Origin of the sequence: uncultured Sunxiuqinia sp., from assembly GCF_963974515.1 — a bacterium.
GTDB lineage: Bacteria > Bacteroidota > Bacteroidia > Bacteroidales > Prolixibacteraceae > Sunxiuqinia.
In genome coordinates this window covers 22,008-33,615 of record NZ_CAXBDD010000035.1, presented here as the reverse complement: position 1 = coordinate 33,615, position 11,608 = coordinate 22,008, and the positions used below count along the sequence as shown (strand labels likewise).

Here is an 11,608-nt window from a genome sequence, read left to right as displayed (position 1 = left end):
ATAATAGCCATTAAACATCGACAATTGCTGGGCCCCATGGGTGGGATCATCGGTGCCATCAATATCGATTACAACCTTTTTCCTGTTTCCAAGGGTGCTTACATAACGGTCAATCCAGGCATGGCACAAAGCAAAAACAGAATGTTTGTCAATACTATTTTCAAACCTGGACAGCGTAGGCTGGGAAGCCAACTCCCCATCGAGAATATCTTTTAACAGCGGATCATTCTTCAGGTACTGGACATCATTGGCATCTTCGTAGCCTTGCACCAGGGTGAAAACCCGCTGCTTCAAAAGCTTTTCAATGGAATGGACAATGCGAAAGGGATCACGACGATCGGGTATCACCTGGCTAAAATAGTGCAATATGCGGTGTTTCCTTTCAAGTTTTTCCAACAGTAGTACGGCCCCGTCAGAACTAATTTCATCTGCTGAAAAATCCATGTTTATTGCTGTCCTACCTCGGTAAAAAACGATATCTTTATGACTCATAAATGGGTGCTTTAAAAAAGTGTTGTTGTTTCGTTTAATCTACTTAAAGATAACACTTTGCACCCATTTTGTTGTTCTCAGGATGAATAATTCGGGCTAAGTGTTTTTCAGATAAAAGACAACATGGTCTTTTACATTCATCGGAAATGTGGGAAGTCAAGATTCGAATTTCGTTCCCTTTTTTATACCGGCAATTTGTATCTTCGCAAAAAAAAAGATGATTCCAAAACTAAAACACGCGGGTAAAAATTTTCTTTTGCTGGCCGGGCCTTGTGTTATTGAGGGAGAAGAAATGGCTTTCGACATTGCCGCAAAAATTGTGGAGATCTGCGATCACCTTGAAATTCCTTTTGTTTTTAAAGGTTCATACCGCAAAGCAAACCGCTCACGCATTGATTCCTTCACCGGCATTGGCGACGAAAAAGCGCTGAGCATATTGAAAGCCGTGGGCGAAAAATTCGACATTCCCACGGTTACCGACATTCATTCGGCCAGCGAGGCTGTATTGGCTGCCCAGTATGTTGATGTGCTGCAGATTCCGGCTTTCCTGTGCCGCCAAACCGATTTACTGATTGCCGCTGCCGAAACTGGCAAAGTGGTCAACATCAAGAAAGGCCAATTCCTGTCAGCAGAGTCGATGAAGTTTGCTGTGGATAAGGTTCGCGATTCGGGCAACAACAAGGTGATGCTTACCGAGCGCGGAACAACCTTTGGCTACCAGGACTTGGTGGTTGACTACCGCGGAATTCCGGTAATGAAGCAAAACAGTTGCCCGGTTATACTCGACATTACACACTCGCTTCAACAACCCAATCAAACCTCGGGGGTTACCGGAGGAAAACCCGAATTGATTGAAACCATTGCAAAAGCCGGCATAGCCGTTGGCATTGACGGGATTTTTATTGAAACCCACCCCAACCCAGCCATCGCCAAATCGGATGGCGCCAACATGTTAAAACTCGACTTGCTGGAACAATTGCTCACGAAGCTGGTTAAATTGAAACAAGTCGTCGATCATTTATAAACTTAAAATACTTCCTATGAAAAATCGCCGTAGCTTTCTCAGAAAATCACTCGCCGGAATCGGACTGCTCAGCTTTCCGTTGCTGTCGAAAAAAGCCAGTGCCAGCGAAATGAAAATCGCCTTGCATGATAGTTTCCTTCATCATGTTTATTTTTGGTTGAAAGAACCAGACAACCCAACGGCCTGCAAGCGTTTCGAAGAAGGGCTGGCCCTGCTGGTTACCATTCCCGAAATAAAGCTTTACCATACGGGGAAACCGGTAAAATCAGACCGTGAGGTCGTGGATGATTCCTTCACTTACTCCTATCTGGCCGTGTTCGACACTAAAGCCGATCAGGACATCTACCAAAGCCATCCCACTCACCTGAGGTTTATTGATGAGTATGGCGATTTGTGGGATAAAGTCGTGGTATACGACGCGCTCTAGTGGAAGAAAAGATAAGCCATCAGAATGGCTGCAATGATTCCGGTAAAATCGGCAATCAACCCGCAAGCTAAAGCATGGCGGGTTTTTTTGATGCCAACCGAGCCAAAATAAACAGCCAAAATATAAAAGGTGGTGTCGGTCGCGCCCTGCACCGTGCTGGCCACCCGTCCAACAAACGAGTCGGCCCCGTAAGTGTTCATGGCATCAACCATCATTCCGCGGGCTCCGCTCCCACTCAGTGGCTTCATCAGTGCCGTTGGCAAAGCGTTGATGAAATCGGTGTTCACACCCAATTGCGCAAGCCCCCAGCCAATTCCCGAGACCAGCCAATCCATGGCACCCGACGTACGAAACACGCCAATGGCAACTAAAATAGCAACCAGGTACGGAATAATTTTAACGGCTATTTTAAATCCATCTTTTGCCCCATCGATAAACGATTCGTAAACATTGATTCGTTTTCTGACAGCCAGCAAAATGAAGAATACAATCACCGAAAAAAGGATGATGTTGCTGGCTAAAGTCGAGATGGTGGTTATCTGATCCTGCGAAATAGTAGAAAAGTACCAAATTATTCCAATAATAAAAGCCGTTAATGCGCCCAAGTATGACAAGATGGTTTTATCGAGCAGGTTTATTCTTTGGTAGAATGAAACCGACAACAAGCCAGCCAAAGTCGAGAAATAGGTAGCCAGCATAATGGGAATGAAAATATCGCTGGGATTAACCGCCCCTAGCTGCGCCCGGTACACCATAATGCTGATCGGCAACAGCGTTAGCCCCGAAGTATTCAACACCAAAAACATGATCTGTGCGTTCGAAGCGATATCCTTATTGGGATTGGTCTGCTGCATTTCCTTCATGGCCTTCAGCCCCATAGGAGTCGCGGCATTGTCCAGGTTCAGCATGTTGGCGGCAATATTCATCATGATCGATGCGTGAGCCGGATGCTCCTCACCCAACTCAGGAAACAACTTTTTGAAGAAGGGCCCAATGATCCTGGAAAAAACATGGACGATACCTCCGTCTTCGCCAATTTTCATGATGCCCATCCACAAGGTCAGCACCCCCGTCAAACCCAGCGAGATTTCAAATCCCGTTTTCGCCATATCGAAGGTGGAGTTGACCATGGCCGGAAAAACCTCCATATCGCCTAAAAAAATCAACTTGGCCAATGCAACAACAAAGGCGATCAGAAAAAAAGCGATCCAAATGTAATTTAATGCCATAGTTCGTTCGATTCACTGCCCGACATGAGCGACTCGGTCAAAATTAAAAACCGAAACTACAAAAAAAGCCCGACAAATTAGGCATGCACTTCAAAGACATCATGAGCTTCGACTATTAAACCTGCTTGTGAAAATCCCTTTTGAAAACCTTAATTTTCTTCTCAAAGCTTAGCAGCCCTGTGACGACCAAGTACACCTTTACCTGGTCTACCTTATTCCATTCGGCAAAAGTCAAATTCCGAAGCACGACCACGTCTTTCTGAAACAGGCTGGCGACAATTCCGCAAACTCTCCCGACGAATTTTCACCGGACCAAGTACATACTTTCTGCAAGGTTTCCCCTAGGTTTGTGTTAGGTTTTGTGTTACCTCACTAGTAGAAACCTAGTTTAAACCTAACGGACCCCATGTAAAAACCCGGAGAATGGTTCGAACCAAAACCGAATCGGGCTAGCTCCCAAAGAGATAAAATAGAAAAAAGATGAACTGCTTACCAGTAGAAACCACTATCTTGTTGCTTGATAAAAGTAAAGCTTTGGCAAGAACACAAATCCCGAGAACAGGGATCGGAAACAAATCGATCAGAAGCCTTATACAAAATCGACATAAAGCACTATTTTACATAGATTTAAAAACCCACAAACCCAGTATCCACGACTAAACGAAAACAATGGGAAAATGAAAAAATATCTTATTCAGCAAGCAGTTTATTTGCCAATTTTGTATTTCGGCACCGTGATTATAGCAAGTTTATTTGCTTCTGATTATAGCCAAATAAGACAACATGTAAGTGAACTTGCTATCAACAAAAATCAATTAGCTGTGACCTCTTTCACTGTTGGAATCTTTATCACTGGAGCTTCAGCAATTTCGTTCGGAATTGGGTTACTATTAAAATTTAAACGGCAATTCTCTATTACTGCAAGTCTTATCATGGTTTTTGGAATCACATTTCTATTTGGAGCATTTTATAAGATCGGATCCCCTTGGCACGGACTTTATGGAATTGGACTCTCGATCATGATGCTTCCATTCGCTTTTCTTTACGAAATGGGAAAGGAAAACATCAATAAAATGACAAAAAATTTTTCAATCATAACCGCTCTGATAATTTTTCTTTACTTCTGGGCAATGGTAGCAAGATTAGACCCTATGGAACAAAGAGGATTAACACAACGAGTATTTGGAATTTTTGTCTTTGGTTTTATTTCCTATTCTGCCTACAAAATCAATAAATTAGCGAAATCATAGAATAACGGATACTACCATGAGACCATTTCTTTCAATCTGGATTTCTCCATTGGAGACCTATAAACACTTAGCCACGAGAGATGATTCAGAAAACCGCTTCATGATTAACCTCCTTTCGACTTTAATCACAATCGGCGTGGTAATTCCCCAACTCAACGAATTTTCAGAATTATTTGGAAGTCAAAAAATTGTGGGGCTAATAATTGGAATAATTGTATTCGGGTTAACTGGAATACTCCTGATCAGATTTTTATTAGCAATGACTTATTGGGCAGTAGGAAAAATCTTTAAGGGAGAAGCAAGCAAAAATCAAATTCAGCTGGTTGTCGCCTATGGTTTGATACCCTACTTAATCTACCTGGCTATTGGTTTGATTTTGATTGTTCCAGCTTTGATGACACAAAATCTGGATCTCATCTTCTATCGGCATCCGTTAACTCATTTTGTCGTTTGGCTTGTTACAGCCAGGAACTTAATTTATGGATTATCGTATTTCAACAAATTTTCATACTTGTACGCACTATTAACAATTCTCATTTCGAGCGGAATTTACGCATTGCTCAGACTAATCGTGATTAGCTGAGGAAATAATTCCCCTGCTCCTCTTACAACGCAAAACCATTGACTGATGGTTGGTGTTGCAAAATGATTCAACCTCTTTGCACAGAATGTGCTGCAAATCGGAAGAGACAAAGGTTGAGTTTAAAGTCTCTGAAATTTACTGGCAAGTACTATTTTTTAAAATTCGCCCAGGATACCATCGATTTTCGATTTTATTTCATCCAAATCATTTTCAAAGGAAGATCGGAAGTGCTCCCATTCCTCCTGCGAAACATTTTCAATTTCTCCTAACCTGTCGTTTACCTCGACCCGTTTTTCTTGAATTTCATCCAATGCCTCATTCTGTTCTTCGTTGAGTTGATAGCCCTCTTCTTCAATTTTCCGATTTAATTCCCGTATTTTATCGTTTATGTTAGCAAACTCTTCACTGACCATTTGGCTCAACTCATTCTGACTTTCAAGCATTTCAGCCCTGACTTCTTCGCTCAACTCCGATGAATCGTTTTTATTTTGCTTTTGCTGACCTGAGTTGCATCCGGAAAATGCAATCATGCATAGGCTTACGAGTAACGCGGTTGAAATTCTTTCGTTTTTTTTAGTATAACAGATATATTTTATTGCCAGTCTCTCGAATTTAACAAAATCAATTCATTAAAAAAAACTTGGGAAAGAATACGTACAAGTAGCTTATAATTATTCCTTAATAGCCTGAACAACAGCCCAAATCTACTCAACACTTGCACCATGGCAGGCAGTTCACCAAATCGGAACCAGAAATCCTGCTACAACCAATACTGGTATCATCGATGACTATCGGGTGGAAGAAATTGAAAATAAGCTGACACAACACTTCCGGTATCTGGACAAGTTGGTCGATGAATTGGTCAAAGGTCGCAAAATGGAGACGACTTTACATATTGCATAAGCCTACTGGCAAATAGTTGAATAAAATATTCAAGCGAATTATTTACTTTTGATTTAAATACGAAACCAGATGATCTTTCCAATTTCACTTATTATTGTTGGATTCGCCTGCCTGATTTTAGGCGCGAACTGGCTTGTTGACGGTGCCTCTGCATTGGCAAAGAAATATAAGGTGTCAGATTTAGCCATCGGCCTGACCATTGTTGCTTTTGGCACGTCGGCCCCGGAATTAGTGGTCAATGTGATTGGCTCAATGAACGGTTACTCCGATATCGTGCTTGGAAATATCGTTGGCAGCAACAATTTCAATTTATTCCTCATCCTTGGACTATCCGGATTAATTTATCCAGTCACCGTACAATCATCAACAGCATGGAAAGAAATTCCAATATCTCTGTTCGCTGCAATCATCATGCTGTTTTTTGCCAATGATTTTATTTTTTCGGATTCAAGCTATTTGGGTCGAATCGATGGTGTGGTGATGTTGGTGCTGTTCTTCCTGTTTTTGTACTATGTGTTTACACAAATGAAGAACGAACCCCAGACTGAAGTTTCGATTGTACACAAATCAACGCTAAAGATCTGGGGATTAATCATTTTCGGATTGTTTGGCTTAGTCGCGGGAGGGCAACTTGTTGTCATGAACAGTGTCAACATTGCCAGCAGTTTAGGTGTCAGCGAAAAGATTGTTGGATTAACGATCATTGCTGCAGGAACGTCATTACCGGAGCTGGTAACCTCGGTGGTTGCGGCCCTTAAAAAGAACAGCGACATAGCCATTGGAAACGTGATTGGTTCGAATGTATTCAATCTTCTGTTTATCCTATCCATAAGCAGCATGATTAGCCCCATTGACTACAATCCCAAGTTTAATTTAGACTTATCCATCTTGATTGGAGGAACAATTTTCTTACTTGCAGCCATGCTAACAGGACACAGGAAAAAACTTGATCGATGGGAAGCCGGAATTCTTTTTGGGTTTTATATGCTTTACACCGTTTTTTTGGTGATAAAGGAAATTTAAATATGCTTGGCAAAGACGGATTACCATTCTCGGTTGAGAGGAGGTGCGGTATTCCTTCACCTCCAGAAAAAACCAACTTGGCTGGCCAATAAAAAAGAGTTGCCATTTCTGACAACTCTCTTAATACTTAGGTTGAGTTGGTATTTTAATAACCGGTATTTTGAGTCAGTGAAGAACTTCCATCTACAGATGACAAGTCAATCTGGGTTTGAGGAATTGGCCAAATTTCGTTGGTGCCAGCTTTAAAGGTTTTTCCTACCAAATAAGACTGGCGTAAACCTTCTGTATTCAGATAATTTTGCATTACATCAGCCACAATACCCCAGCGTACCAGGTCGAAGAAACGATGTCCTTCCATCCCGAATTCGAGGCGTGTTTCCCACTGGATAGCTCTCAGTGCTTCTTCTTCATTAGCAAATCCGGTATACGGTTCAACTTTGTAATTGGCTGCCGGTGTACCGTCACTAAACTCAACAACAGTCGACCCTTTGGCCCTGTTACGCACTAAATTCACATAATCCTTAGCTGTTCCCAAGTCATTTTCGGCAACTGCACATTCGGCACGCCACAAATACACATGCGCCAAACGAATCATGCGGTAATTATTGGCATTTACACCTGTCGCCCATCCTGTCTCCGTTGATTTTGATCCTTTTTCAGAAGCCAGAAACAGAGTCTTCTTATACAGGAATGGTCCACCATTACTCGGGTCACGCACCCATGCCGGATCCATGTTGCCCCAGTCCAAAAATGGAACGCCGGCGCGCCCTATCGTATGGTCTAGACGCGGGTCAACGGCTCCGCCGTACTCCACACCGCCAACATCCTGTCCAACAATATTGTACGTACCAAACAACGGCAAGCCGGTTGTGGCATCAACCTTAAAAGCATTGGCCAGGTTACGAGTTGGCTGGAAGAACCCGCAACAGGTAGATTGACCACCGGAAGGGAAGTTCAGTGCATCACCCCAACCACCATTCAGCGAACCATCAGTTCCATCATTGACTGCATATTGCACCTCAAGAATCGACTCTTTGTTATTGTTGGTCGCGATCATGTAGTTATCCTGGTAGTTATCCATCAACTCATAGCCACCTTGTGTGATGATGCTTTCCAGTAAAGGCTTCGCCTGCCCATGTTTGTTCTGAAACATGTAAACCTTAGCTAAATACGCTGTTGCACCCCACTTGGTGATTCGGGCTTTTTCAGCTTCCCGATGTTTCAGGTTAGGTATGGCAGCAGTGAGATCTGCCTCAATTTCGCTAAAGAGCAGATGATCATTCGGCACCGTTTCAGGAGCTTCCGTGGTTTCATCAATATATGGAACTTTGCCAAATACACGGGTCAGTTCAAAATAAAAATGAGCCCTTAAAACTCTTGTTTGAGCCTCAAACCAAACCTTTTTATCGGCCGGTACCTGCTCATCGGTTACTTCTGAAAGCACTTTCAAAATTGCATTACAACGCGAAACGCCTTCGTACATGAATCGCCACTTTGAATCCAAATATTCATTCGAAGACGTAACATTAAACTGCTCAATGTCGTTAATGGTCTGCTGATCGGATGATTCTGATCCCTTATAGGCATCATCCGAAGCTACGGCACCCCACACCCAGTTTGATACTGAGCCGCCCCATTGATTGAAAGCCCATCCATTATCATAGTGTCCGTCTAAAATCGAGTAGGCTCCGGTTAGCATGGCATTCACTCCGTTTTCCGAATAGAATGTAGCTATTGAGTTCGACGCTTTTGGTTTCAGTTCCAAAAAATCATCAGAACATGATAACATGAAACCAACTACCATCACAAAACTGATTAAAAATATTTTTTTCATTCTGTATTGCTTTTAATTTGATTAATAAGTTATAGTCCCAGGTTTACACCAAACATGAATGTTTGCGATGTTGGATAAATACCTTGATCCAAACCGTTATGTCTGTCATTAGTCGAACGGATTTCAGGATCTAAACCGCTGTAACTTGTTATAGTGAATAAGTTGGTTGCCTGAACGTAAACACGTACGTTAGTCACATTCCATTTTGAAATCATGCTTTTGGGCAGGTTATAACCAATTTGTAGATCTTTCATTCGGAAGTAAGACCCGTCTTCAATAAAGCTGCTGTTAGGCAGTTGGCTGTTCGTATCGTTTGTTTCAGCAATAGGAAGAACGATTTTATCCCCGTTGGCATAACGCTCGGGTGTCCATGAATTATACAAGCGTTCGGGACTCCGGTTACCAACAAACTGGTAGTAGTCAGTCCACCTACTCACATAGTTAATCAGGTCGTTACCATAGGATCCCTGGAAAAACATGGTTAAATCGAAATCCTTGTATTGGATATCCATATTCAAACCATAGGTCAAATCAGGGTGTGGGCTACCAATCACAACCCGATCATCTGGGGTAATTTCATCATCATCATTCGTATTTTTATATTTAAACCGACCTGGAGCATTATAAGTTCCAAAAGCTGGGTGAGCATCTGCTTCGGCCCAAGAATTGAAAATTCCTTCCACTTCGTAGCCATAAAACGATGAAATGGCTTCGCCGGCTTTTGAGATGGTATAAATATTACCACGTTCAGTTTCACCCCAAAGCACTTCGTCTTCATTGTCATTCAACTTCAACACCTCATTTTTATAATGTGATGCATTGGCCCGCACAGTATACGACAAGTCTCGGGAAACTTCGCCGTGGTAGGTGAGCATCAGGTCAATTCCGCGGTTTTGCATTTCGCCAATGTTGACTGAAGGACGAGAAGCATTTCCATAAACGTGAGGGAGCTGCACCTGATAAAGCATGTCGGAAGTTACCCGGTCATACAAGTCAAGATTTACTTCAAAACGGTTGTCAAACATGGTCATGTCAATACCTAAGTTTAAGGTGGTGGTGGTTTCCCACTTGGCAGCTTCGTTTCCTAATTTATTCGGATAAAAACCTGAGGCCAAGCTGGTATCGTCACCTGTTATGGGGTAATAAGATTGTCCGAGCCCTGTAGTGTAAGTTCCCCAATAGTTATAATTGTCTACCCGATCGTTACCATTTTGTCCCCAACCAACACGTACTTTCATGTCGTCAAGCCAAGTAGCATTGTCCATGAAACTTTCTTCCGAGATTCTCCATCCCAACGAAGCGGCAGGGAAAGTACCCCAACGGTAGTCTTCATGAAAGCGGGACGATGCATCGCGGCGAACAACTGCTTCTAGCAGGTATTTGTGCTGAAAATCGTAGTTTATCCTGCCAAAGTAGGAGAAACTACGGTACTGGGTTGCCCAGCCCGAGTTGGCAATACTTGAAGTACCAACATTCAAATAGCGGTAATCAATATCCTCGCTAAAGAACGCGTTTCGATTGGCCGTAAACTCTTCATACAAATTATCAATTGACTCCGTTCCCGCAATCGCACTAATGGTATGGTCGCCATTAATCACAGTGTTGTAATTTAGGGTGTTTTGCCAGTTCCATTGAAGAGTGTAACCATGACCTTCACCTAATCCATTGGTTTGGATTGCTTCAAAGAATTCAGGATTTCGTTTGGTAAAAGTTTTCCAGCGGCCATTGTTCAAATCACCGCCCATTAAGGTTTTAAAGGAAAGCTCCTTCGTTAAATTCAATTGCAAATACCCGGAAGCCATAATTCGTGTATCCGTCCCCCAGTTGTCTTTATTACGGGTTGCATTGGCAACTGGGTTTGCGCCGTTACCCAAGTTGTCACCTTTTGTTCCGGCAAAGTTGCCCATAATGTCGTAAACAGGTACAATAGGTTGCATCCGGTAAGCCTGTGAAACAACGTTACCTTCATCGTTATTATCTCCTACGCCTCCTTTTCTTTTTGTATAGGCAACGCTTAAAGTCTGACCAACTTCCAACCAGTCTGTTAATCTGGCATCAGCGTTGGCACGCATGGCATATCGCTCGAAACCTGAGTGGATGACAATACCATCCTGGCTGAGATAGCCCATACTAAATGCATAATTGCTATTCTCCGAACCACCTGAAATAGCAATATTATATTCCTGAATCGGAGCAGGTTCCAGAATTTCATCATACCATACCGTCCCTTCCTTATTGGCAGGTGTAATCAGATAAAATCCTGAACCATTATCATCGCGGTAGTCATATAAGGAAGGATCGGTACCAGGATCGCCTTCCATTGCTGCGGTTGGTAAGATGTAGTCAGGAATGGTTACATTTCCGTTGGTATCAAAAATATAGTTTGAATGCCAGGGCGCCTTTGTTATTGTATTTTTTGACAGGTAAATATCATTCTGGGTTTCCAGCCAGACTAATTCTCCGTATTCGCGGGTATTCAGCAGATCCAGCTTGTTTGTAGCTCGCTGGACACCGTAACGTGCATCAAAAGTAACTTTGGCAGCTCCCTTTTTACCCCTATTGGTTGTGATAATGATTACACCGTTTGCAGCACGCGCCCCATAAATAGCAGATGAAGACGCATCTTTCAAAACAGTCATCGATTCAATATCATTGGGATTCATACGGCTTAACCCTCCTTCGGTAGGAATACCATCGACGATATACAATGGCGAGTTGTTGTTAATGGTTCCAAAACCACGCACACGAACGGTAGCATCACCACCAGGAGAGTTATCATTGACAATGGTAACGCCTGATACTCGGCCTTGTAAACGAGAAGCCGCATTAGCGGTAGGAATAGC

11 protein-coding genes are annotated in these 11,608 nt (G+C 42.7%); 6 read left to right on the top strand and 5 right to left on the bottom strand.

From position 1 onward, the window contains the following. Window positions 1–492 (bottom strand): transposase (locus tag AAC033_RS09975; protein WP_339737602.1); only part of this gene is annotated, 492 nt, incomplete at its 3' end. A gap of 217 nt (window positions 493–709) precedes the next feature. Here AAC033_RS09975 and kdsA point away from each other — a divergent pair. Next, window positions 710–1,516 (top strand): 3-deoxy-8-phosphooctulonate synthase, encoded by an 807-nt coding sequence (gene kdsA, locus AAC033_RS09970; RefSeq protein WP_339737600.1) that lies wholly within the window; start codon window positions 710–712, stop codon window positions 1,514–1,516. 16 nt (window positions 1,517–1,532) lie between these two features. Then, window positions 1,533–1,943 (top strand): Dabb family protein, encoded by a 411-nt coding sequence (locus AAC033_RS09965; protein ID WP_339737598.1) that lies wholly within the window; start codon window positions 1,533–1,535, stop codon window positions 1,941–1,943. Here AAC033_RS09965 and AAC033_RS09960 read toward each other — a convergent pair. Continuing rightward, entirely contained in the window at window positions 1,940–3,172 is a 1,233-nt protein-coding gene (locus AAC033_RS09960; RefSeq protein ID WP_339737596.1) for a nucleoside recognition domain-containing protein, read from the bottom strand. The two genes, AAC033_RS09965 and AAC033_RS09960, sit on opposite strands and share 4 nt — an antisense overlap. Before the next feature lie 677 nt (window positions 3,173–3,849). Between AAC033_RS09960 and AAC033_RS09955 the strand changes: the two genes are divergently transcribed. Next, a complete protein-coding gene (locus tag AAC033_RS09955; protein ID WP_339737594.1) occupies window positions 3,850–4,422 on the top strand; it encodes a DUF998 domain-containing protein in 573 nt (190 codons plus the stop codon). A 16-nt stretch (window positions 4,423–4,438) separates the two neighbouring features. Beyond that, a complete protein-coding gene (locus AAC033_RS09950) occupies window positions 4,439–5,005 on the top strand; it encodes a YIP1 family protein (RefSeq protein ID WP_339737592.1) in 567 nt (188 codons plus the stop codon). Between the two features lie 155 nt (window positions 5,006–5,160). Here the strand turns inward: AAC033_RS09950 and AAC033_RS09945 are convergent, their stop codons facing one another. Further along, window positions 5,161–5,535, bottom strand: coding sequence for a hypothetical protein (locus AAC033_RS09945; RefSeq protein ID WP_339737590.1), 375 nt, complete (start codon window positions 5,533–5,535; stop codon window positions 5,161–5,163). A gap of 172 nt (window positions 5,536–5,707) precedes the next feature. Here AAC033_RS09945 and AAC033_RS09940 point away from each other — a divergent pair, with 172 nt between their 5' ends. Both AAC033_RS09940 and AAC033_RS09935 read left to right on the top strand, forming a co-directional pair. After that, window positions 5,708–5,908 (top strand): DUF2200 family protein, encoded by a 201-nt coding sequence (locus AAC033_RS09940; RefSeq protein WP_339737607.1) that lies wholly within the window; start codon window positions 5,708–5,710, stop codon window positions 5,906–5,908. Between the two features lie 69 nt (window positions 5,909–5,977). Further along, window positions 5,978–6,931 (top strand): calcium/sodium antiporter, encoded by a 954-nt coding sequence (locus tag AAC033_RS09935; RefSeq protein WP_339737588.1) that lies wholly within the window; start codon window positions 5,978–5,980, stop codon window positions 6,929–6,931. Window positions 6,932–7,076: 145 nt separating this feature from the next. On the opposite strand, the gene AAC033_RS09930 is transcribed toward AAC033_RS09935, so the two are convergent. Both AAC033_RS09930 and AAC033_RS09925 read right to left on the bottom strand, forming a co-directional pair. After that, entirely contained in the window at window positions 7,077–8,765 is a 1,689-nt protein-coding gene (locus AAC033_RS09930; protein WP_339737586.1) for a RagB/SusD family nutrient uptake outer membrane protein, read from the bottom strand. A 29-nt stretch (window positions 8,766–8,794) separates the two neighbouring features. Further along, window positions 8,795–11,605, bottom strand: a complete 2,811-nt coding sequence (locus AAC033_RS09925) for a TonB-dependent receptor (protein ID WP_339737605.1) — start codon at window positions 11,603–11,605, stop codon at window positions 8,795–8,797. Window positions 11,606–11,608: the final 3 nt, after the last annotated feature.

Coding starts and splice junctions, on each gene's coding strand:
- kdsA (WP_339737600.1), top strand. CDS start 710: ATGATTCCAAAACTAAAACACGCGGGTAAAAATTTTCTTTTGCTGGCC.
- AAC033_RS09965 (WP_339737598.1), top strand. CDS start 1,533: ATGAAAAATCGCCGTAGCTTTCTCAGAAAATCACTCGCCGGAATCGGA.
- AAC033_RS09960 (WP_339737596.1), bottom strand. CDS start 3,172: ATGGCATTAAATTACATTTGGATCGCTTTTTTTCTGATCGCCTTTGTT.
- AAC033_RS09955 (WP_339737594.1), top strand. CDS start 3,850: ATGAAAAAATATCTTATTCAGCAAGCAGTTTATTTGCCAATTTTGTAT.
- AAC033_RS09950 (WP_339737592.1), top strand. CDS start 4,439: ATGAGACCATTTCTTTCAATCTGGATTTCTCCATTGGAGACCTATAAA.
- AAC033_RS09945 (WP_339737590.1), bottom strand. CDS start 5,535: ATGATTGCATTTTCCGGATGCAACTCAGGTCAGCAAAAGCAAAATAAA.
- AAC033_RS09935 (WP_339737588.1), top strand. CDS start 5,978: ATGATCTTTCCAATTTCACTTATTATTGTTGGATTCGCCTGCCTGATT.
- AAC033_RS09930 (WP_339737586.1), bottom strand. CDS start 8,765: ATGAAAAAAATATTTTTAATCAGTTTTGTGATGGTAGTTGGTTTCATG.